The following is a 19,731-nucleotide window of genomic DNA, read 5'->3' as shown; positions in this document are numbered from 1 at the left end:
CATGCCGTGCGCCACCAGAAGGCTTGGGGCGGAAGGGCGGCCCTCAGTCGTTCGGGGTCCCGTCCGTCGGTCGGGGAGGGGCGCCCGCGGCGCTGCCGCGGGGCAGTGCGGCCCAGGCCGTCGTCAGGCGGTCGACCAGGTCCGCCGAGGTCTGCGCGGTGAAGGAGGCGGGGAAGCGGATGTGGTCGTCGTGGAGGCCGCTCGGATCCATGGCGTCGCCGGGGATGACCTCCGCGCCGTGGCGCAGCGCCGGCTGGGCGTAGACCCGGGCGTCCGTGCCCGGGGGAAGCCGGATCCACAGGACGGAGCCGCCCCGGGGTTCCCGCCAGCTCCACTCCGGAAGCCGGTCGGCGAGGAGCCGGGTCATGGTGGCGAGCTGCTCGCGGCGGATGCGGGCCCGCTCGCGCTCGGGGAGGAGCCGGGCGGCGAGGGCAGCACCACTACGAACGTGGCACCGGCGGCGACTTCAAGGGCGACGTCTGGAACGACTGACCCCGCACCGCCTACGAAGGCCCGTACCGGGCGCACTTCCCCGGTACGGGCCCTCGCGGCGCTACCCGGCCCGCTCGACGACACGAGCCCGGACCCGACTTCTCCTCGATCATGTGGTCGCAGGTGGGGACGAGGGTTCCGCCAACGATCAGTACGGCGTCTCTGCGGAACCGCCGCCAGGACGTGAGCGCCGGCAACGGGCCGATGGGGTCGGCGATGCGGTCGGCCGCCGAACCTGACACTGCGGCAGCCGGCACGGCCACTGTGCTGCGGCTCAGGCGGGTCGGCGCCGCCGGTGGTAGGCCCAGGCCAGGGCCAGCACGATCGGCCCCCACAGCATCGCCGGGCTGATGCACAGCCGGGCCAGCGCCATCCACCATCCGTTGCTGTACTCCAACTCGGGCAGGACGCCCGCCCATGCGAGGGGGTAGAGGTCGAACATCGCCACCAGGACCAGGCCGCCCAGGACCGCCGGGATCACCGCCGCGAGCGGCGGCACCCGCCGACCGCCGACGAACGGCACCCAGCGCGGTACCACCTCACCCCAGCCGGCCACCAGCCCAGTGGTCAGCAGAGCCAGCGCCTCGGTCAGCACACTGAGCCCGACGACGTAGAAAGGAGTCCACCAGGGAGCGACCGGCACCGCCGGGTCGATCATGCCCATCCGGAAGTCGGCGGCGAACGGCAGTCGCCACAGGCAGTGCGGCAGCACGACGAACGGGAGGGCCTTGGCGAGCCGGAGGGCCCAGACGGGAACGGGGCGCTCGGTGTCGCCGAGCGGGAGGGCGAGACGTGTGATCCGCATGACCCCACGATCACCGACCCTCGACGACGGTACGTCGGCCCCACGCACGATCAGCATCCCCCACGAGAGCGACCCCTCGGTCGTCCTGACGCACGAGGGTGGACAGCCTGTGTTCGCGTGAATACAGTCAGTGCGGGGCCTGCGGGAGCAGGAAATGGGGGGACGGGGCGGAGTGGCGTGACATACATGAACGGCGGCCGACAAGCTCTTTGTCGTGATGCGGCGCGCTCTCTTTCTGCGGGAATTCACCCATGGAGTCCATGGGGCCAGGCGTTCATGAGTCCGTCTGGTTCGCTCCAGTGCGCTCCCCCATCCCCCTCCCGGAATTCGGCGCCGCAAGGCTGCCGCCATCGGCGTCGAGTTCGACTCGTCCGGCACACATCCCTATCCAAGGAGAAGTGAACATGCCGTTATCGGCAGCCGACCTCGCGAAGCTCGGGGACACGCCCATCACGATCCAGTCGACGTTCTTCCCGAACATCTTCCTGCGCATGGACGGGACGGGGGTGACGTCCTTCACCGACCCCGGCAGCGGAACGGTCAACTGCCAGTACGGCCCAGGCCCCTGGACGGCCTACAAGGCCCGGCTCCAGGCAGACGGGACGTACGCCTTCGAGTCGGCGGCCTTCCCGAACGTGTTCCTGCGCATGGACGGCGCAGGGGTTCCCGCCAACATGGCCGGCGGCGGGAAGGTCAACTGTCAATTCGGAGCCTTCCCGTACGAGAAATACCACCTGCGAGCCCAGGCGGACGGTTCGTTCTCCTTCGAGTCGGCGGCCTTCCCCGGCATCTACCTGCGCCTGGTGACCGACAGCGGGGTGACCACCGCCACCGGCCCCGGCGGAACGGTGAACTGCCAGGTCAACGCCAACGGCGGCAGCCACGAGAAGTTCTACCTCGAAAGGGCCTGAGGGCCGGAGGTGACGAAGCGCCTTCTCCGCCGGGAGCGGAGAAGGCGCTTTCAGCCTGCGTTTTCAGGGGCCGCCCCCCGCACGAAGCTCTGGATCTCCGCCATGTCGGGTGTGTAGCCGTCGGAGGTGTCCACCAGCAGGTTCGGGGCGGGCAGGCTGATGGGGACGAACCGAGGCGCCAGAGCCGGTCCTGGAAGGCGGCTTCGGCGACGACGGTCGTACCCGCTCGGAGGAGTACGGTCAGCGTCGCGAAGAAGGCTTCCAGGGCCGGGATGTTGAGTGGGTCGTCGCCGTCGGCGATGTGACCGGGGTGGTCGTTTGCGTTGCCGGGTGGCCGTGAAGCCGGGCTGGGGGGGTGGATCGGCTTTCCCTAGACCTTGCCGCCCAGTTCCGCGATGAGCCGCCGGTAGGTTTCGAAGGCCTGCTTCGGGGTGTAGTCGTCGCGCAGCAGGCCGAAGTGGGAGAAGAGTCCCTCGGCCCGGCTGTCGGCGTCCCGCAGGGCGAAGAGCGAGTAGCCGTCGATGTTCAGCTCGGCGGCGAGGGCGGCCGTGGTCCGGATGACGGTGTCCAGGGCGGCGGCCTGGTGGTGCTCGGTGCGTCCGGGGCCGGTGGGCCAGCCGTTTTCGCAGACGCGGACCGGGATGGTGTCGGGTATGCCCGCCGTGGGCAGGCAGGTACGGCGGTACGAGGTGAGGACTGCGGTGACCGCGTCCGCGAGCCGGCCGGGGGCGACGGGGCGGAACACGTCGGGAAAGAAGTCCAGGCCGACGTAGTCCAGGCTCTGCAGGAAGTCCGGGCCGGCCAGGGTTCCCAGGTCGGACCAGAAGGTGTCGGCCGGGTCGAAGGACGGGACGGCGTTGAAGCCGACGGCCACGCGGCGGCCGAGGGAGCGGGCCTCCTCCTTGGCGGCGACCACGCCCTGGACCAGCGCGTTCAGGACGTTGGGGGTGCTGCCGTCGACGGGCGGGAGGTTGAGGTTGGGCTCCTCGCAGATCTGGACGCAGGCCAGGCCGGGCCCCCCGTCCCTCACGGCCGCGCGGACGAAGTCCGTCCAGCCGTCGAGCCGGCCGGAGGGTTCGCGGAACTGCAGCACGAGGTCCAGGGTGCGGCCGCGCCGGAGACAGGCCTGCGGATCAGCGGGCGTGGGGTCGTACGGGGTCACGGTCGCGGCGAACGAGCGGTAGGCGCGCACCGAGAGGGTGTCCGCGTCGCCCTGCAGGGAGTCGAGGGCGGCGTTGATGCGCTCGGGGTCGTCGGGGGAGACGGGATGGACGATGCCCTGCTCGTCTCCCAGGAGACCGCCGGGGTAGATGCCGAAGTTCATGGGCATGGTCGCCTCCAGGTTTCGAAGATTTTTGGTGTCACTCCAAATTTGTGGTGACACTATCATGTGGGGTGTGGGACTCAGAGAGATCAAGAAGCAGCAGACCCGTACGGCCATCGCCGACGCGGCACTGCCCCTGTTCCTGGAGTACGGCTTCGACCGGGTGACGGTCGCCGAGGTGGCACGGCACGCGGGCGTGTCCACCAACACCGTGTTCAACTACTTCCCGACCAAGGAGGACCTGTTCTTCGACCGGGGAGCGGAGGCCGAGCAACACCTGGCCGCCGTGGTGCGCGACCGGGCGCCCGGCGCCTGCCCGGTCGAGGCCGTCCGCGAAGACCTGCTGTCCGGGCTCCGCGAGAACCATCCGATGCTCGGGCTCCAGCCCGGAGCGACGGCGTTCTGGCAGGTGATCCTGGACAGCCCGGCCCTGCTCGCCCGCGAGCGCGAGATCGGCGAACGAGCCGAGGCCGCCTTGGCCGCCGCCCTCACCGGGCATCCGCCGCACACCGCGGACGCCCCCGCCCACGCCGCTCCCCCGCCCCCCGCGCTCCTCGCGGGGGCCGTCGCCGGCACGCACCGCGCGGCGCTGCGCGAGCTCCGGCAGCGCATCATGGCCGGCGAAACGCCCGAGGGGGCCCGTGACGCCGTGATCTCGGCCGTGGTCCAGGGGTTCGACCTGCTCTGCCACGGCCTCCACCCCGCTGCCGGGCCGGCGTAGGCAGGCGCACGTTCCGGTCAGCCCCCCAATCTCCCGGGTCGGCAGCTGGGATCTTGGAGCAGGTACCGCGGTCAGGCTTGGCGGGCGGAGGCTGTGAGCCGGTCGGCGAGCGCGATGACGAGGTCGCGTAGCTCGTCCGGTCGCTCGATGACGAACGGCCGGTCGAGCGAGGCCAGCACGGGTGGCAACCAGTCGAGCCGCTCCGCCCTCACCTCGACCCGGAACCAACGCTCGGTGTGCGGATCTGCGTCTTCCGCGGCGACGGAATCCTCCACGCTCGCGACGCTGGCGGGCAGTCGGGTGCGGATCTGTTCGACCGTCCCGTGGATCCGCAGGGTCACTTCGTGCCGGTACGCGGCCTTGGCGAGCCCTGACAGGACGCGCCGTGCCGGATCGAGGCCGGCGGGCGGGTCGAACGACCCCGGCAGGGTCCTCGCGTCCGCGATGCGATCGAGCCGGAAGGTCCGGTCCTGGCCGATCTCGGGATCGGTGCCCGTGACGTACCACCGGCCCTCGTGGGCGACGATCCCGTACGGGTGCAGCGTGCGTTCGCTTCGCCGCCCGTCCCGGTCGGTGTACCTGATCAAGGTCGGGCGGCGATGGCGTACCGCGTCGGCGATGGCGAGCAGGGCCCCCGTCTCCGGGGCGGCCGCCTCGGCGGGCTCAGCCGTGAAGGCGAGGGACTCCCTGACGGCGTCGAGCCGACGGGCCAGACGCTCGGGCAGTACCCGGCGGATCTTGGCAGCCGCCGTCTCGCCTGCGGTTTCGGTCGTCGCCGGCAACCCGGCCCTGCGACCGGCGGCGAGGCCGAGGAGGACGGCAAGCGCCTCGTCGTCGTTGAGCATCAGCGGCGGCAGACGGTACCCGGGGGCGAGCCGGTACCCGCCGTAACGGCCGCGGACCGCTTCGACCGGGATGTCGAGGTCGACCAGGTGGCCCACGTACCGCCGCACGGTGCGTCCGTCGACGCCGAGCCGGTCGGCGAGTTCGGCCATCGTTCTGATGCCGCCCGACTGCAGGAGTTCGAGGAGGGTGAGCACGCGGCTGGTGGGTCGGGCCATGTCCACGAGCGTAGCGTTGATACCGGACCGATTCTGTCCACTATTTGCTCTAGCGTCCGAGGTGCAACGGCTTCACCAGCTTGAGGAGAGCACCATGGACTTCGTCTCGATCCGGATCATCACCGGCGACATCGCGCGCCTCGTCGGCTTCTACGAGCGGGCCACCGGTGTGCGGGCCGACTGGTCCACCGAGGACTTCGCCGAATTGCGGACCCCGAGCGCGACCCTCGCGATCGGCAGCACCCGCACGGTGGCACTGTTCGCTCCCGGCTCCGCCCGTCCGGCCGACAACAACACCGTGATCATCGAATTCCTCGTCCCCGACGTGGACGGCGTGTACCGGAACCTGGCCGATTTCGTCCCCGACTTCGTGACCGAGCCCACCACGAGGCCCTGGGGGAACCGGTCGCTCCTGCTCCGTGACCCCGACGGCAACCTCGTCAACTTCTTCACCCCTGTCACGCCGGGGGCCATCGAGAAGTTCGCCCGCTGACGACAGCTTTGACAGGCGAGTTTGACCACTGGGCTGAAGGAGACGGCTCGTCTGCGGGATCGGTGTCAGCGCCGAAGCCCAGCGAGGGCCGGGCCCGACATGACAAGCTCGCCGTCCGCTACGAGGCAACCGTGCTGGTCGCCGCCATCAACGAGGGGCTATGGCCAGCTCAACGACTGTGCGCCGTGCCTTCTACGCCTCCTCGGTCGCCGGCGCGAAGAAGCGCCGCGACCGACGAGATCTGGGATACCCCCGCCGACGACTCCGCACGGCAGCGTGACGACGGATCATTCCGAGCTTGAGCGGAGGTAGCGACAGGCGACACCGTCGTCGGGGTCACCGACGGTGACGTACAGGACCGTGGTATTGCCGTCCTTGCCCGACCCGACTTCGTGGCCGCCCGAACCAAGGGTCAGCGACAGCCGCTGCGGGGCCGTAGCGGGGTCCAACTTCCAGGAGCCGTCGCCGACCATGGTCTTGGTGACTTTCGAACCGTCGCTGTCGACGGGAAAGCCGGTGACCCGTGCGGAGTGGTCCGCGTTGAGGGTCAGGGTCGCCGGGCAGTTGGTACCGTTCCAGGTCCCCACGACCCGACTGTCGGTCAGCGGCGTCTTGTCCTCGGCCAAGCCGCCGTCCAGAAGGCTGCATCCACTGATCAGCAGTTCGCAGGAAAGGACGGTGGCAGCGAAAGCGAGGTGTCGGTGAGGGGATCTCACGTATGTTCTGTTCCGATCGGATCAGGAGCGAGCGGCGCTCGTAGATCATCGTGCCAGGTGCCGAGGTTGCACAAGAGCTACCTGCACGCGAGGACTTCACCGTCCGCGTCCTGTGGATGCTCGGCGAGGGCCACCGCGCGGCTCGTTCCCAGCACCTGCGGGGGGGCGCTTTCGCACCACGCGCCGGGCCGTGAAGATGTTGGCGGCCTCGCCGGGGGCGGCGTGGGGTGGCCGGTGTTCTTCAGGCCGAGGCAGTTGTCCACGGTGAAGATCGCGGTGTAGATGCCGAGGTGGCGGACGTACTGCTCCCTCGGGGCCGAAGGCCGGGGCGCGGGTGCGGGAGTGGAGGCCGTCTGCTCCGACGACTCCCCCCTCTTCGGATACGTCCGCGGCCACGCCGTCGACCTCGAACCCGAGACCGAAGCGGCATGCACCAGCGGGATCGTGTTCGGCTCGCAGACCGTCACCGTCGCCCCAGCGGCCGGTGATCACCGATCCCCTACGCTGTGCGCAATTCGAATGACTGAACCGGGGGGATCGGTATGGCGGAGCGAGTGGAGGACGAGGGGAGCGGCGGCACGACGCGACCGTTGACGGGGTGGCGGCGGCTGCTCGGCTGTCTGGCCGCCCTGGGAGTCGTGCTCGCGGTCCTCTTCGGCTTCGCCTGGGCCTTCCTGGGCAACTCGGGGTACTGGCCGGGTTCCTCCATGACGCGCGCCTGGGAGACCCCGGTCGACCGCGCCGCGTTCGAGCACGGTGACAACGCCTGGCTCGCCGGCGACACCCTCGTCCGCAGCCGCTTCGACGCCGTCACCGGCTTCGACGCCGAGTCGGGCAAGCAGCGCTGGGAGTACGTACCACCGCGCCGGACCGACATCTGTGCCACCAGCTCCGCCGCCACCAGCTCCGTCGTACTCATCGCCTACGGCGAGCGGGCCACAGGCTGCGCCATGGTCGCCGCGCTCGGCCTCAAGGACGGCCGCGAGCTGTGGCACACCGCCCGCACGCCGGTGACCGGCGACTTCGCCCACCAGGACGACGTCGTCGCCACCGGCACCGGCCTCGGTGTCGTGCTCGACGGGGGAAAGGACGGCACCACCGTGCGCGCGTTCGATCTGCGCACCGGCGCACCGCGCTGGACGGCCGCCGTGCCGAATGGCTGTGTGCCGGGCAAGGTGGCCGCAGCGCCGACGCAGGTCCTCGCCGTGCTCGCCTGCGGCACCGAGGCCAAGCTCGCCGCTTTCGACCCGGCCGACGGCCACGCCCGCTGGACCGTGCCCCTCGACGCCCGGCGGGGTGTCGACGCGCGCGCGAACGTGGCCTTCACCTCCACCGAGCCGATCGTGCTGCGCGTCGACGAGGTGAGTGCCTTCCTCGCCTTCGGCCCCGACGGCCGCCCCCAGGGGCGAATCGAGTCCACCGGCGCCCACGGCTCGATCGGCGGGAACGTGGCCGTCTCCGACGGGCGGCTGTTCGCCCTCACCAGCGGCGGCAGCTGGGGGCTGCTCGTCGCCTTCGACCTGACGGCCGGCAGCGAGCTGTGGCGCACCGACCTCGGCGGCGCCCGCTCCAGGGCCGGCGGCCTGCACGCGGAAGGCGGCCGGGTCATGGCCGTGCTCACCTCCGACAAGTACGGCGACAACCTGTACGCGTACGACGCCGCCACGGGCGACGAGGAGGAGGACCGCGCCTTCCGCGAGCGCATCGGAGGCGTCCGGGACCTGTTCCCCTACAAGGACCTCGTCATCGGCGTCCGTACCGGCGGGGGCGTGCGGCCCTTCTCCGCGTACAAGCGGTGGTGAGCCTGCCGTGCACGTTCTGCCGTCGAACGGGGCCCGAAATTGTTCAGCAAAGGCAAGGGAGCAACACAGATGCTGCTACGTGATGTCGAGCACGGTGACGTCGACGCCTACGTCCGGATGCGATGCGACCCGGTCATGATGGCCGAGCTGGGCGGGCCGCTGCCTCGCGACGGCATGGAGGCAAAGGTCCAGCGCGATGTCCAGCGCGTGGCCGCGGACACCGACTGGACGAAGATGATCGTGCCCGATGAGGCCGAGCCGGACGTGGTCGCGGGAACCGTGACCTTGTGGCCCCACGACGCGGACGGCGAACGCATCTCCGAGATCGGCTGGATGGTGCTGCCGGAGTACCAGGGCCGCGGGCTCGGAAAGCAGGGCGTCCGCACGCTGCTGGAGCTGGCCCGCGACGACGGCCGGTGGGGGCTGATCCACGCATTCCCCGCGACGACCAACGCCCCGTCCAACGGCATCTGCCGCACCCTCGGTTTCCGATTCCTGGGCAAGCAGGACGTGCCCTTCGCCGGTCGAGTCCTGCACACCAACCACTGGGCCATCGACCCTCGCACCGGCCTGACCTGATTCAGGTCCGGTGAACAGCAGGCGGCAGGGGGCGCCACGGGTGGCGCCCGCTTCGTGTGGTCGCTCGGCTTCGACCGGTCTGCGGCCATGGACGGTCGGCGTCGCACCTGGGCGCACGTCCGGATGTCACCCGGACGGCGGCTTGCTGTCGCCCCCGGACGCGCCCAGCTCCTCCGTTCGGAGCAGTCTGGGCCGTAGAGGTTGTGCATCGCGTTCCCGTGACCGCTGCCGTCGGGAGGCGCCATGGTGGTGACCGCTGTGTTCCTGCCGTTTCTGGTGGTGTTCATGCTGTTCGGGCTGGATGCCCTGGAGAACGCCCTCTTTCCCGGGCAAGCGGAACAGCCCGGCGCCGAAAGGGAGGACCTCTGAGCCCGGTTCCTCGGCGCCGACGGCGCCCCTCAGCGCGTCCTGCACCCGTCTGGGGTAAGCACCCACCAGGATGGGGGAAACAGGTGAGGCCCGGTGCCTCCGGGTGGGAGGAGACGGTATTGATCACTATGGGCGTCCAGCACAGCGGCGGCTCTGTTCTGATCGGCATCAGCGGAGTCCTCGACCAGGACGCGGGCCAAGCGCTACGCCGGGCCTTTGAAGGCCTCACCGGGCTGGAGCGGGATGTGATGGTCGACGTCCACGGCATGGCCTCCATGGACGCCGACGGTCTGCTGCACCTGCTGGACCTGCACCGGCGCGCCGAACTGATGGGCCTGCGCGTCCTGGTGGTGGGCTGGCAGCCCCAGCCCCAGCAGCTCATGGCCCAGATCGCCGGCATCCCCGGCCCCGGCACAGCGTGCGGTGAACGCTACGCCCTGGCCGGCTTCCGCCGCCTCATCGAAGAACGCGCACACCGCGCGCACAGCATGCCCGAAGGCCAGGGGTGGCCGGCCTCCACCTGACGTCCTGACGTCCCGTGGCTGACAGCGGCACCGTCCGCCTCGGTCGCCGACCCCGGACCGCGGTCCGTACGGGCCCGCCGGGCCCGGCCGGGGTGGCTACGTCTGCCGGCCGGGCCCGACATACCGGACCTCTTGACTCCCCGCCACTCTCACACGCCCGGCCCCCGCCCGCACACCGCCGAGGGCCGACCGGGGGAACGCGGTGCGATCCGCTCCGGCGGTCAGGAAGCGGTGGGAGCCGCCGTCTCAAGGCCGCGCGTGGCGACGAGCTGTGCGCTGCCGTCGGCCAGGCGGTACGAGAGCCCCACGATGCCGAGGCGTCCGTCGGCCACCCGGTCGGCCAGGATGCGAGAGCGTTCCAGCAGCAGGTCCACCGTCTGTTCGATGTGCTCGGCCAGTATCTCCTCGGCGCTCTCGCGTCCGGCGGCGCGGGCCGCCAGCACGCTGGGCGTCACGCGCTCGACGACGTCGCGGACGAAGCCGCCCGGCGTCTGCCCGTCCTCCAGGGCGGAGCAGGCCGCGGCGACGGCGCCGCACGAGTCGTGGCCGAGGACGACGACCAGGGGTGCGTTGAGGACGGCCGCGCCGAATTCGATGGACCCGAGGACTTCCGTTCCGGCGACATGGCCGGCGGTGCGCACCACGAAGAGGTCGCCCAGGCCGCGGTCGAAGATGATCTCGGCGGCCAGCCGGGAGTCGGAGCAGCCGAACAGCACGGCGAAGGGCTGCTGGGAGGGTGCGGTCTCGGTGCGGCGGGCAGCGTCCTGGTTGGGGTGCTCGGGGCTGCCGGAGACGAAGCGCTGGTTGCCGGCCATGAGCAGTTCGAAGGCATCACGGGGTGTCGGCGGCAGAATTTCAGTCATGGAACGAAGGCTACGGCCGGTCTCGTACAAGCGCTCGACCGGGGGCCCGCGTGCGACCACCTCCCGAGCCCCCGCCTGGCACACCGCGGTCCCGGTCGCCTCCGCCGGGGCCGGTTCCTGTGTGGTCCGGGCGCCGGCGCCGTCGCGCCGACCGGCGGCGAGGCCGCGCGCCGAGGCTGTCGGGCTGCCCGGCGTCCTCGGCCCGGCGAGCGGCCCAGGCCTCCCAGTCCTTGCGGTCCAGTGCACGCCCCCGCGCGTCATCAGGGCGGGCGGCCGGCGTCACTGGGCGCTCGCGGAAGGTCGGACCACGATCTCGTTGACGTCGACCTCCGAGGGCTGGGAGACGGCGTAGGCGATCGCGTCCGCGATGGCGCCGGCCGGGATGGCGACCTTGCGGTAGCTGCGCATGGCCTCCCGGGCCGCCGCGTCCGTGATGTGGTCGGCGAGTTCGGAGACGGTCACGCCCGGGGAGACGACGGTCACCCGGACGTCGCCGGCGGACTCCTTGCGCAGGCCTTCGCTGATCGCGCGGACGGCGAACTTGGTGGCGCAGTAGACGGCGGCGGTGGGCGTGACCTCGTAGGCCCCGACGGAGGCGACGTTCACGATGTGACCGCCGCCCTGGGCGCGCATCACCGGGAGGGCCGCGGCGATCCCGTGCAGCACTCCGCGCAGGTTCACGTCGATCATCCGGTCCCATTCCTGGGTCCGGGCCTCCTCCAGGGGCGAGAGCGGCATGATCCCGGCGTTGTTGACCAGCACGTCCAACCGGCCGTAGAGGTCGCGGGCAGAGCGGATGAAATCCTGCACGTCGGCGGCGTCCGTGACGTCCAGCCGCCGGGCCGTGGCTGTGCCGCCCAGGGCGGTGATCTCTGCGGCGAGCGCCTCAAGGCGCTCGGTGCGGCGTGCTCCCAGGAGCAGGTGGTGGCCGTCGGCGGCGAGCCGGCGGGCGGTCGCCTCGCCGATCCCGCTGCTCGCTCCGGTGACGGCGATGACCTTCGTCATGGGGGTGTTCATGTCCGGCTCCTTGCCTCGGTAGGACATCGAGTCTGGGCCGGGGTCCGGTTGCCGCCCAGGCCGCAAGGTGCCTGGGTGTGACGCACCCAGGCACGTGCCGCGGTCGGCGGCCTAGCCTGGGACTCGTGAGCGACAACCATGTGGGCGACTTCCTCCGTGCGCGCCGTGCCGCCGTCCGGCCCGGCGACGTCGGTATGACGGGCCGTGGGGTGCGCCGGGTGGCGGGGCTGCGCCGCGAGGAAGTCGCCGTGCTGGCAGGGGTGAACGCCGACTACTACACGCGGCTTGAGCAGGGGCGCGAGCGGCGTCCCTCGGCGCAGGTGGTGGAGGCACTGGGCCGCGCCCTGCTGATGGACGCCGACACCGTGGCGCATCTGCACCGGCTCGCCGGCAGCGTGCCGGGCCGTCCGGACCCGTCTGCGGCGGGCCGGGTGAGTCCCGCTCTGCGCGCGCTGATCGACGGCTACCGCGACACGCCGGCGTTCGTCACCGGCCCCACGCTCGACATGGCGGCCGCCAACGCCCTTGCCGAAGCCCTGTACTCGCCCTTCGAGCGGGTGGACAACCTGGCCGAGATGGTGTTCCTGGACCCGGCCGGCCGGCGCTTCCATACCCGGTGGGACCGGACGGCCGAGGCCGTCGTGGGCCACCTGCGCGAAGCGGAAGGCCTGGCCCCCGCAAACCCCCGGCTTCGTGCCCTCGTGAACGGACTGGGCGAACGCAGCGCGGACTTCGCCCGGCTGTGGACCACGCACACCGTGCGCGGCAAGACCCGCGCGGCCAAGCACTTCCTCCACCCCGACGTCGGAACCCTGCACCTGACCTACCACGCTTTCGACGTCCGCGAAGCCCCCGGCCAGCAGCTGATCGTCTACCACGCCGACCCCGGCAGCCCGAGCGCCGAAGCCCTCCGCCTGCTCGGCGGCTGCCGACCGGGGCGGTACGGGTAGCCGGGCTCGCGCTGTCAGGCTTGCGCGGTGGGGCGTACGACGATCTCGCTGACGTCGACGCCGTCGGGTTGTTCGATGGCGTAGCCGATGGCGGAGGCGACGGCCGAGGGCGGCATGGCGATCTCGTCCCGCTGCCGGGTCATCGCGGCCGCGGCTTCAGGGCTGGCTCCCTTGCCGATGCCCTCGGTATGGGTGAAGCCGGGTGAGACGAGTGTGACGCGCAGGTCGGGTCCCGACTCCTGGCGTAGGCCCTCGGTGAGCACCTTCACCGCCGTTTTGGTGGCCGCGTAGACCGCCTGGGGCGATTTGACGACGTAGGCCGCAGTGGAGCCGACGTTGACGAACTGGCCGGAGCGCTGCCGGCGGAAGATGGGCAGGGCTGCCCCGATGCCGTTGAGCAGGCCGGTGATGTGGGTGGAGACCATGGCGTCCCAGTCGTCTTGGCGCAGGTCGTCGAACGGTGAGACGGCCATCGTGCCTGCGTTGGAGACGAGGACGTCGAGTCGACCGTACTGACTGAGGGCCGTGTCGGTGAGGCGCTGGAGGTCTTCGCGGCGCGTGACGTCGACGATGACGCCGGTGGCGGTGCCTCCCTTCGCCGTGATGCCCTCCACGACGGCGTTCAGCCGCCCCTCACGCCGGGCTCCGAGCACGAGGCGGGCGCCTTGTGCGGCGAGGTGGGCCGCGGTTGCCTCACCGATGCCGCTGCTGGCACCTGTGATCGCGATGACTTTGCCCTGGATGCCCGACATGATCGGCTTCCTTTCTCGGGGTCTGCACAGATCAGTGCGATGACCTACAGTGAAACCGGAGGCGTCCCCAGTTAGCCCACCCTAAATGGGGGCGTGCCCGGTCAGCAAGCAGGCGGGCTGCGAAGAGGGGACGGCAAGCACCGATGAACGAGGGAACGCTTCGGCCGCTGCGGGCTGACGCACGGCGCAACAGGGAGAAGATCCTCACGGCCGCTGTGCACGTCTTCACGACGCAGGGGCTGGACGCGCACCTGGAACGCATCGCCAAGGAGGCCGGCGTGGGCAGTGCGACCCTCTACCGCAACTTCCCCACCCGGGAGGCCCTGATCGAGGCGGTCTACCGCAACGAGGTGGCCCACCTGTGCGAAGCTGCCCCCGCTCTCCTTGGGCAGAAGCCTCCGGCAGAGGCCCTGCGCGCGTGGACACGTCTGTTCCTGGACTACGTCACCGCCAAGTACGGCATGATCGACGCCCTGCGCGCCATCGCCGCTACGGGAGGCAACCCCTATGGCCACAGCCGGGAGATGATCCAGGCCGCCATCACCTCGCTCATGGACGCCTGCGTGGCCGCCGGGGCGATCCGCACCGACATCCAGCCCACCGACCTCGCCGCTGCCCTGGAGGGCATCGCCCTCACCTCGGCGAGTGCGGAACACCGACCGCGAGCGGAGCGCCTCCTCGACCTCACCCTGGACGGGCTCACGGTTCGCCCGTAAGGCCTCCTCCGGGAACCGCCCGCTCCCCCGCCGCAGGGTCCTTCGGACCGGTCCGCTACGGCCGGTCCTCGGTGGGCCCGGCGTCCTGGGCGGCCGGCCGCGGGCCGTGGGCTTGACCCTGACCCGCGGGTCAGGGGTTAGCGTCCGGGCTCCCTACACGCCCATGCCCAGGAGGCCCGCCGTGCCGACCACCGTCCTGCCCCGCACCACCAGGGAAGTCCGCCTCGTCGCCCGCCCCGACGGCCTGCCGGCGCCAGGCCACTTCACCGTCGCCCACACCCCGCTGCCCGAGCCGGGCCCCGGCCGGGTCCTCGTGCGGAACGAACACTTCCTGGTCTTCCCCGGCCTGCGCACCCTGATCGGCGGCGAGACCGACGGCCTGCCCCTGCCCCTCCTCCAGCCCGGGGACGCCCTCTTCGGCCCCGCCGTGGGCGAGGTGCTCGCCGCACCCGCCGACGGCCCGCTGCGCCCCGGCGACCGGGTGGTCCACCTGGCGGGCTGGCGTGATCACGCCGTCGTTCCGGCCACCGAGGTGTCGCCCCTCGACCCGGCCCTGCCGACCGCGGTCGCACACCTCGCCCAGGGGTCCGCCGCGTACGGCGCCCTGACCCGGCTGGCCCCGGTCCGGACCGGCGACGTCGTCCTGGTCACCGGTGCGGCCGGCGCGGTCGGCACCCTGGCCGGGCAGATCGCCCGGCTCCTGGGCGCCGCACGGGTCCTCGGCAGCACCGGTTCGCACCACAAGGCCGACCGGCTCGTACGGGAACTCGGCTACGACGACGTCCTGTTGCGGGGCCCGGAACACCCGCCCTTCGCCGACCGGCTCCGGGCCACCGCCCCGGACGGCATCGACGTGGTCCTCGACACCGTGGGCGGCGAGCAGCTCACGGCCGCACTGGCGGTGGCCCGGCAGGGGGCGCGCGTGGCCGTCGTCGGCACGCTGGCCGGCCAGATGGCCCCGGAACGGGGCGGTGACACCGCGCCCGTGGAGATCGACACCTTCCGACTGGTGGTCCGCGGCCTCTCGCTGCGCGGCTACGCCGGCACCGATCACCCCGAGGTGCAGGCCGAATGGCGCGAGCGGTTCGGCGGCTGGCTGCGGTCCGGCGCGATCCGCTTCCCCTACTCCACCGTCGACGGAATCGACGGGGCCGTGCGGGCGTTGCCCGAACTGATCGCCGGACGTCATTTCGGCGCGGTGGTCGTGCGGTTGTAGCGGTACGTCATCCGCACGGGCACACGACAGGGGACCGGGACGAGGTGGGGCGGATGCGCATCGGTGACGCGGCGGCAGCGGCGGGGACCACGGCGCGTGCCCTGCGCCTCTACGAACAGCGCGGCCTGCTGCCCCCGCCCGCCCGCACCGCATCCGGACAGCGGGAGTACGGCCCCGAGGACGTCGCCCTGGTCCGGGTGATCAGGGAACTGCTCGCGCTGGGCCTGACCATCGGGGACCTGCGCACCCGGGCGGACCGCCTCCCGCTGCTCACCCGCGACCCGGCGACGGCGTGCGGGTCCGAGACCGGCCACGGCGGCTTCGCAGCCGTGGTCGACCGCCGTATCGCCGCCCTCGACGCCGAGCTGGCCAGGCTCGGCCGACAGCGCGAGGAACTCGCCCGGCGAACCGGCCGCCGGACCCGCCCGCGGGCCGACTGACACCGCTCAGCGCACCGCCGCTCGTGCCGCGGTCCGCCGCCTGGCTTTCGTCCGACCGGCTGGATGTGCCGGTGGTTCGTCCAAGGGTGCCCGGCGGCGCGGCGGATTCGAGGTTATGAAGGGAATCGCGTGCAATCGGATGGAAGTTCGCTGCCTGGCATTTCTCGAACATCAACCTCAGGAGTCGCACCATGCGCCCCATCAGAGCGGCCTGCCTCGGCACGGCCACGCTGGTCACCCTCCTCGCCTGCACCCCCGTCGCGGCCGCCACGACGGACACCGGTTCCGCCCGGGCCGGGGACAAGGACCGGACCATCACCCTCCTGGCCGAGGTGCAGCAGCTGAGTCGCTTCCCCGTCACCCCCGGCAGCGTCTCGCAGGGCGATCAAGTCGTCGTCCGCTCGGACCTCTTCGACGAGGCGCACCACAAGGTCGGCGAGAGCCACGGCACCTGCACCACCACCCGGGGCGGCGCCGATGAGGCGGAGCAGTGCGTCGTGACCTACACCCTCCCGGGCGGCCAGCTCACCGTGCAGGGAATGTACTTCAACTACCTCGACCAGGGTCCCTTCGACAACGCGATCACTGGCGGCACCGGGGAGTACAAGAAGGCTCGCGGCTGGGTCCACTCCGACACGATCGCCACGACCCCCAAGGTCGTGAGGCGCTTCACGATCCACCTCGTCTGACCGACCCCGACGACCGGTCTCACGGGCCGGGTGGGGTGGTGGTCTGATCGTCGCTCAGGCGGGCTCGCCACTGGCTGACGTGTTCGTCGGGCATGCGGGCCAAGCGGGCGATCTCGGCGTCGCTGCGGCCGTCGGACCAGGCCAGGATCCGTGTCACGGTGCGGTTTCGTCCGGCGCGGAAGTCCTTGAGCAGGTTCTCAAGGCGTTCGACTTCCTCGCCTTCGAAGCGGAGCTGCTGGTCGACGCCGGCGCGTTCCTCGGCGCGCAGGTCTCGGAGGTAGGTGGTGAGTCCGGTCAGGACGAGCCCGTGTTCGCGCGCGGTGTTCTGGAACCTGTCGGCCAGGTCGGTCAGCACGAAGTCGGCTACGTCGGCGAGGGTGGCTCCGGGGGGCTTGGCGGCTTCCCAGGTGCCCTTTCCGGCGTCCGTCGTCTCCAGCCAGGTACGGGCGTCCGTCGGGGTGCGGTCGCCGGACGCCTGTGCGCGGTAGGCGTACAGGGCGGCACGGTGGCCGTAGAAGGTGAAGCCGTCCTCGATGTGCCGGTCGGCGGTGTTGCAGATCCTGCCTGGTACTCCCCCGTAGCCCGTGGCGGGGTGGTAGTCGGCGTAGGCGTCGAGTTCGGTGTCGGCGGCCACGGCCCAGGAGGGGTCGCAGAGCTCGGGGTTGACGGCGAGGAAGGCGCCGACCTCGACGCGCCAGGCGGGGGTCGGTGTCGTGCGCGGGCTCGGCCAGTGGAGTGTGCCGCCGGGGTCGAGGGTGGGGGTGGTGGTGTGTTCGATGTCGTCCCAGGCGGTGGCGGCCTCGGCGGACCATTCGAGTTCGTCGTTCGGTCCGATGCGGTGGATCGAGTCGACGAGGCGCTGGACGGCGGGGAGCACGCGCTGGGCGAGGGTGTGGAGCTCTTCGGCGGTGAAGAAGCGCCAGGTGCAGCCCTGCTGTTGGTCGTGGGTGAGGTGGCTGAGGAGTTGGACCATGGTGGCGGGCGCGGGGAGGGTGCCGTCGCCGAGGGTCCTGCGGGGGAGCCCGGGAAGCTGGCCGCTGAGGTTGTCCGTCGGCGTACGCCAGTTGGTGTCGCCGAACCAGACGGCGCCGTCGTTGGGGTCGACGGCCAGCCACTGCCGGTATCGCGTTCCGGGGCCGTAGCGCTGTTCCTGCTGTTCGGCGTGCTCGTCATGCCATACGTACTCGGCTGGCGGCGGGTCCAGCTCTGCGGCGATGTACGCGTCCTCGGGGCGGTAGCCGGTGAGGATGTGGGCCGTTCTCGGCGCGCTGTCGGCTGCGGTCATGAGGGGTTTCCTCTCGGTGGAACGTCAACCGCGGCCAACGTAGTCCGCGCGCCACATAGTAGTTTAATTTTCAGCCAGTGCGTCCGATAGTCGGACACGGTGGGGTCGCTGGCCTCGCGGAGGGTCTACGCGCGTGCGAGCGGCGTCAGGTTGGCCGTAATTCACGTGCTCTTCCCACGACGGGACCGGCAGCACGTGCCGGAGCCGGGGCAGCGTGGCGGTCGGTGGAACGAGCAGGGCACATCGTGGTTCTAGAGTCTCCCTGTGGACGTCAACAGCTGGTTCGAGGTCGAGGACCCGGAGGAGTACGGCGAGGAGCCCTGGGACTTCGACGAGGCCGAACGCGCCTTCCTGGCAGCCCTGCGAGCCCGGGCCACCGCGTGGCAGGTGCCGTGGGCTCCCAGCCAGGTCGGACGGCCCGAGGACGAGTCGTCGCTCCTCGTCCACATCGGCCTTCTCGACGAGACGCGCCGGCAGCTGCTCGCCGAGTGGGCCGTGCACTTCCACGGCACACACGTGCTGGCCGGGAAGGTCTGCGACCAGCTCTTCAACCTTCACGAGTCGCCCGAGCACGGCTTCTTCCGGGCCTCCGGCACGGTCGAGGAGCTCGCTGAGCGGTGCGCCGGCTGGTTCGAAAGCCTGTTGAGCCGCCCTGTCGTCCGCGTCGAATGGCCGTTCAAGGACGGAAAGCGTGCGACCCACTGGGAGTTCGCCGACACAGGCGAGATCCTGGCAACGCGCGGCTCCATCCCCACCGACGGCTCACCCCCGGCCCACCGCCTCCCGGTCCGTCCCTGATCCGCCGGGACACTGCCGGGCCCGGTTGCGTCAGGATCGGTGCATCAGGAGGCCGTGCAGACCACCATGGCGAAGAGCCCGTCGTCGTTGCTGAAGCCCTTGTTCGTGGCCCTGACCGTCCAGCCCGTGGGCGTCGGGGCCGAGGAGTTGAGCAGGACGTCGGGGCTCCCGTCCCCGCCGCCGCCGATCGGCACCTGTCCGGCGGGGCACTCCACGTGCACGGTGGCGACCTCTCCGACCGGCAGCTTGACGGTCCTGCTGGCCCTGTAGCCGGACTCGGTGGTGGAGCAGACGGCGGTCGCGCGTACGAACGACAGGGGCGCGTCCGGGTCGAAGTTCATGTACTTCGCCCGCGCCGTCCACACCCCGTTGCCGATGCTCGTCTCACTGGCGAAGGTGTTGTCGCCGGCCTGGATGCCGCCGCCCACCACGAACCGGGTGCGGCCGGAACCGCAGCTCGCGTCGCTGGGGTTGTTCGGCTCCCCCGGCTGGAGGGGCTTGTCCGGGCCGGTCTCGTAGCTGATGGAGGGATCCGTCGAGCAGACCACCAGCGGGTGCAGGGTCTGCACCTCGCGGGAGGCGTTGAAGGCCCGCACGACCCACCCGTTGTCGGCCGGGTCGGGGTAGGAGTCCTTGATGAAGACGGCGCTCTGCGGGTCCTGTTCCACCGTCGCGCCTCCCCCGGTGGGCCTCGTTCCCTGCGGGCAGTACGCCGCCACCGTGTACAGCCTGTTCGGGTACATGATCGCGGGATGGCCCACCCGTTGGGTGACGGTGCGGACGGCGCTCCCCGGCCGCGCCGACGTGCCGGCGCCGTCCGCCCGGGCGTACGGGGCGGCGGCCGGCAGGGCGGTGGACAGGGCGGCAGCGAGCAGGGTCGCCGTGAACGCGGTCGTGCGGACGGATCCCATGGCGGGCCTCCTCGTGGTGCGGTCGTCGAAGGACAGAGGTACCCGCCCGGTGCCCGCGTGGGAGGGCGGGCACCCATCTGCACCCGGTCTTTCACCCGCGCGACGACAACAGGCGGCTCGCACGCGTCAGGCTGTTCCCGCATGCACGCCAGTCGGAAGGCGGATCCGTGGTCGGACCGGTGGCTGGGGGGGGGGGGGGGGGGGGGGGGGGGGGGGCGGCGGGCGGGGGGGGGGGGGGGGGGGGGGGGGGGGGGGGGGGGGGGGGGGGGGGGGGGGGGGGGGGGGGGGGGGGGGGGG

At 71.5% G+C, this 19,731-nt stretch carries 23 protein-coding genes and 1 pseudogene; 13 read left to right on the top strand and 11 right to left on the bottom strand.

The window, feature by feature from the left end; genetic code table 11:
- Positions 1–43 precede the first annotated feature (43 nt).
- From WDV06_RS23085 to WDV06_RS23075, 3 genes and pseudogenes are all read right to left on the bottom strand, one after another.
- Positions 44–367, bottom strand: coding sequence for a hypothetical protein (locus tag WDV06_RS23085; protein WP_395511682.1), 324 nt, complete (start codon positions 365–367; stop codon positions 44–46).
- Positions 368–587: 220 nt separating this feature from the next.
- Positions 588–746, bottom strand: a pseudogene (locus WDV06_RS23080) (IS5/IS1182 family transposase); the annotation flags it as partial.
- Positions 747–766: 20 nt separating this feature from the next.
- Entirely contained in the window at positions 767–1,297 is a 531-nt protein-coding gene (locus tag WDV06_RS23075) for a hypothetical protein (protein ID WP_395511681.1), read from the bottom strand.
- A gap of 404 nt (positions 1,298–1,701) precedes the next feature.
- Between WDV06_RS23075 and WDV06_RS23070 the strand changes: the two genes are divergently transcribed.
- Entirely contained in the window at positions 1,702–2,208 is a 507-nt protein-coding gene (locus tag WDV06_RS23070) for a hypothetical protein (protein WP_395511680.1), read from the top strand.
- 370 nt (positions 2,209–2,578) lie between these two features.
- Here WDV06_RS23070 and WDV06_RS23065 read toward each other — a convergent pair whose 3' ends face one another.
- Positions 2,579–3,538 (bottom strand): hypothetical protein, encoded by a 960-nt coding sequence (locus WDV06_RS23065; protein WP_395511679.1) that lies wholly within the window; start codon positions 3,536–3,538, stop codon positions 2,579–2,581.
- 67 nt (positions 3,539–3,605) lie between these two features.
- Between WDV06_RS23065 and WDV06_RS23060 the strand changes: the two genes are divergently transcribed.
- Complete coding sequence (locus WDV06_RS23060; RefSeq protein WP_395511678.1) at positions 3,606–4,253, top strand: TetR/AcrR family transcriptional regulator; 648 nt, start codon at positions 3,606–3,608, stop codon at positions 4,251–4,253.
- A gap of 71 nt (positions 4,254–4,324) precedes the next feature.
- Here WDV06_RS23060 and WDV06_RS23055 read toward each other — a convergent pair whose 3' ends face one another.
- Positions 4,325–5,314: a helix-turn-helix transcriptional regulator gene (locus WDV06_RS23055; protein WP_395511677.1), complete on the bottom strand. Its 990-nt coding sequence runs from the start codon at positions 5,312–5,314 to the stop codon at positions 4,325–4,327.
- A gap of 94 nt (positions 5,315–5,408) precedes the next feature.
- On the opposite strand from WDV06_RS23055, the gene WDV06_RS23050 reads away from it, so the two are divergent.
- Complete coding sequence (locus tag WDV06_RS23050) at positions 5,409–5,807, top strand: VOC family protein (protein WP_395511676.1); 399 nt, start codon at positions 5,409–5,411, stop codon at positions 5,805–5,807.
- A 287-nt stretch (positions 5,808–6,094) separates the two neighbouring features.
- On the opposite strand, the gene WDV06_RS23045 is transcribed toward WDV06_RS23050, so the two are convergent.
- A complete protein-coding gene (locus WDV06_RS23045; RefSeq protein WP_395511675.1) occupies positions 6,095–6,433 on the bottom strand; it encodes a hypothetical protein in 339 nt (112 codons plus the stop codon).
- Positions 6,434–7,065: 632 nt separating this feature from the next.
- Between WDV06_RS23045 and WDV06_RS23040 the strand changes: the two genes are divergently transcribed.
- The 4 genes from WDV06_RS23040 to WDV06_RS23025 all read left to right on the top strand — a co-directional run bounded on the left by WDV06_RS23040 (position 7,066) and on the right by WDV06_RS23025 (position 9,797).
- Entirely contained in the window at positions 7,066–8,325 is a 1,260-nt protein-coding gene (locus WDV06_RS23040) for an outer membrane protein assembly factor BamB family protein (protein ID WP_395511674.1), read from the top strand.
- Between the two features lie 69 nt (positions 8,326–8,394).
- Positions 8,395–8,904 (top strand): GNAT family N-acetyltransferase, encoded by a 510-nt coding sequence (locus WDV06_RS23035; protein ID WP_395511673.1) that lies wholly within the window; start codon positions 8,395–8,397, stop codon positions 8,902–8,904.
- 243 nt (positions 8,905–9,147) lie between these two features.
- On the top strand, positions 9,148–9,273 hold the full coding sequence (locus WDV06_RS23030) for a hypothetical protein (protein WP_395511672.1): 126 nt from the start codon (positions 9,148–9,150) through the stop codon (positions 9,271–9,273).
- 128 nt (positions 9,274–9,401) lie between these two features.
- Positions 9,402–9,797 carry an STAS domain-containing protein gene (locus WDV06_RS23025; RefSeq protein ID WP_395511700.1) on the top strand — a complete coding sequence of 132 codons (396 nt, stop codon included), beginning with the start codon at positions 9,402–9,404 and terminating at the stop codon, positions 9,795–9,797.
- A 221-nt stretch (positions 9,798–10,018) separates the two neighbouring features.
- On the opposite strand, the gene WDV06_RS23020 is transcribed toward WDV06_RS23025, so the two are convergent.
- Together WDV06_RS23020 and WDV06_RS23015 are read right to left on the bottom strand one after the other, a co-directional pair.
- Complete coding sequence (locus tag WDV06_RS23020; RefSeq protein WP_395511671.1) at positions 10,019–10,660, bottom strand: carbonic anhydrase; 642 nt, start codon at positions 10,658–10,660, stop codon at positions 10,019–10,021.
- 279 nt (positions 10,661–10,939) lie between these two features.
- The gene (locus WDV06_RS23015) at positions 10,940–11,677 is read right to left on the bottom strand and encodes an SDR family oxidoreductase (RefSeq protein ID WP_395511670.1); all 738 of its coding nucleotides are present in this window, start codon (positions 11,675–11,677) and stop codon (positions 10,940–10,942) included.
- Positions 11,678–11,802: 125 nt separating this feature from the next.
- Between WDV06_RS23015 and WDV06_RS23010 the strand changes: the two genes are divergently transcribed.
- Positions 11,803–12,627, top strand: coding sequence for a helix-turn-helix transcriptional regulator (locus WDV06_RS23010; RefSeq protein WP_395511669.1), 825 nt, complete (start codon positions 11,803–11,805; stop codon positions 12,625–12,627).
- Between the two features lie 14 nt (positions 12,628–12,641).
- On the opposite strand, the gene WDV06_RS23005 is transcribed toward WDV06_RS23010, so the two are convergent.
- Positions 12,642–13,379 (bottom strand): SDR family oxidoreductase, encoded by a 738-nt coding sequence (locus WDV06_RS23005; RefSeq protein WP_395511668.1) that lies wholly within the window; start codon positions 13,377–13,379, stop codon positions 12,642–12,644.
- A 143-nt stretch (positions 13,380–13,522) separates the two neighbouring features.
- Between WDV06_RS23005 and WDV06_RS23000 the strand changes: the two genes are divergently transcribed.
- The 4 genes from WDV06_RS23000 (at position 13,523) to WDV06_RS22985 (ending at position 16,440) form a co-directional block, all read left to right on the top strand.
- Positions 13,523–14,095: a TetR/AcrR family transcriptional regulator gene (locus WDV06_RS23000; RefSeq protein ID WP_395511667.1), complete on the top strand. Its 573-nt coding sequence runs from the start codon at positions 13,523–13,525 to the stop codon at positions 14,093–14,095.
- A 163-nt stretch (positions 14,096–14,258) separates the two neighbouring features.
- Positions 14,259–15,311, top strand: a complete 1,053-nt coding sequence (locus WDV06_RS22995) for a zinc-binding dehydrogenase (protein ID WP_395511666.1) — start codon at positions 14,259–14,261, stop codon at positions 15,309–15,311.
- Positions 15,312–15,364: 53 nt separating this feature from the next.
- Positions 15,365–15,751: a MerR family transcriptional regulator gene (locus tag WDV06_RS22990; protein ID WP_395511665.1), complete on the top strand. Its 387-nt coding sequence runs from the start codon at positions 15,365–15,367 to the stop codon at positions 15,749–15,751.
- Between the two features lie 191 nt (positions 15,752–15,942).
- Positions 15,943–16,440: an allene oxide cyclase barrel-like domain-containing protein gene (locus WDV06_RS22985; RefSeq protein ID WP_395511664.1), complete on the top strand. Its 498-nt coding sequence runs from the start codon at positions 15,943–15,945 to the stop codon at positions 16,438–16,440.
- Positions 16,441–16,459: 19 nt separating this feature from the next.
- Here the strand turns inward: WDV06_RS22985 and WDV06_RS22980 are convergent, their stop codons facing one another.
- Positions 16,460–17,725: a hypothetical protein gene (locus WDV06_RS22980; protein ID WP_395511663.1), complete on the bottom strand. Its 1,266-nt coding sequence runs from the start codon at positions 17,723–17,725 to the stop codon at positions 16,460–16,462.
- A gap of 264 nt (positions 17,726–17,989) precedes the next feature.
- Between WDV06_RS22980 and WDV06_RS22975 the strand changes: the two genes are divergently transcribed.
- Positions 17,990–18,523: a hypothetical protein gene (locus tag WDV06_RS22975; RefSeq protein WP_395511662.1), complete on the top strand. Its 534-nt coding sequence runs from the start codon at positions 17,990–17,992 to the stop codon at positions 18,521–18,523.
- Positions 18,524–18,567: 44 nt separating this feature from the next.
- Here WDV06_RS22975 and WDV06_RS22970 read toward each other — a convergent pair whose 3' ends face one another.
- Entirely contained in the window at positions 18,568–19,434 is an 867-nt protein-coding gene (locus tag WDV06_RS22970) for a hypothetical protein (RefSeq protein ID WP_395511661.1), read from the bottom strand.
- Between the last annotated feature and the right edge of the window lie 297 nt (positions 19,435–19,731).

This window comes from Streptomyces racemochromogenes (genome assembly GCF_044129415.1).
Classification (GTDB): domain Bacteria; phylum Actinomycetota; class Actinomycetes; order Streptomycetales; family Streptomycetaceae; genus Streptomyces; species Streptomyces racemochromogenes_A.
Note: the sequence above shows the minus strand (reverse complement) of the source record. Positions and strands in the feature narration are given on the sequence as shown.

Coding starts and splice junctions, on each gene's coding strand:
- WDV06_RS23000 (WP_395511667.1), top strand. CDS start 13,523: ATGAACGAGGGAACGCTTCGGCCGCTGCGGGCTGACGCACGGCGCAAC.
- WDV06_RS23050 (WP_395511676.1), top strand. CDS start 5,409: ATGGACTTCGTCTCGATCCGGATCATCACCGGCGACATCGCGCGCCTC.
- WDV06_RS22980 (WP_395511663.1), bottom strand. CDS start 17,725: ATGACCGCAGCCGACAGCGCGCCGAGAACGGCCCACATCCTCACCGGC.
- WDV06_RS23035 (WP_395511673.1), top strand. CDS start 8,395: ATGCTGCTACGTGATGTCGAGCACGGTGACGTCGACGCCTACGTCCGG.
- WDV06_RS22995 (WP_395511666.1), top strand. CDS start 14,259: ATGCCCAGGAGGCCCGCCGTGCCGACCACCGTCCTGCCCCGCACCACC.
- WDV06_RS23025 (WP_395511700.1), top strand. CDS start 9,402: ATGGGCGTCCAGCACAGCGGCGGCTCTGTTCTGATCGGCATCAGCGGA.
- WDV06_RS23040 (WP_395511674.1), top strand. CDS start 7,066: ATGGCGGAGCGAGTGGAGGACGAGGGGAGCGGCGGCACGACGCGACCG.
- WDV06_RS23005 (WP_395511668.1), bottom strand. CDS start 13,379: ATGTCGGGCATCCAGGGCAAAGTCATCGCGATCACAGGTGCCAGCAGC.
- WDV06_RS22985 (WP_395511664.1), top strand. CDS start 15,943: ATGCGCCCCATCAGAGCGGCCTGCCTCGGCACGGCCACGCTGGTCACC.
- WDV06_RS23055 (WP_395511677.1), bottom strand. CDS start 5,314: ATGGCCCGACCCACCAGCCGCGTGCTCACCCTCCTCGAACTCCTGCAG.
- WDV06_RS23020 (WP_395511671.1), bottom strand. CDS start 10,660: ATGACTGAAATTCTGCCGCCGACACCCCGTGATGCCTTCGAACTGCTC.
- WDV06_RS23085 (WP_395511682.1), bottom strand. CDS start 367: ATGACCCGGCTCCTCGCCGACCGGCTTCCGGAGTGGAGCTGGCGGGAA.
- WDV06_RS23075 (WP_395511681.1), bottom strand. CDS start 1,297: ATGCGGATCACACGTCTCGCCCTCCCGCTCGGCGACACCGAGCGCCCC.
- WDV06_RS23015 (WP_395511670.1), bottom strand. CDS start 11,677: ATGAACACCCCCATGACGAAGGTCATCGCCGTCACCGGAGCGAGCAGC.
- WDV06_RS23070 (WP_395511680.1), top strand. CDS start 1,702: ATGCCGTTATCGGCAGCCGACCTCGCGAAGCTCGGGGACACGCCCATC.
- WDV06_RS23030 (WP_395511672.1), top strand. CDS start 9,148: ATGGTGGTGACCGCTGTGTTCCTGCCGTTTCTGGTGGTGTTCATGCTG.
- WDV06_RS22970 (WP_395511661.1), bottom strand. CDS start 19,434: ATGGGATCCGTCCGCACGACCGCGTTCACGGCGACCCTGCTCGCTGCC.
- WDV06_RS22990 (WP_395511665.1), top strand. CDS start 15,365: ATGCGCATCGGTGACGCGGCGGCAGCGGCGGGGACCACGGCGCGTGCC.
- WDV06_RS23065 (WP_395511679.1), bottom strand. CDS start 3,538: ATGCCCATGAACTTCGGCATCTACCCCGGCGGTCTCCTGGGAGACGAG.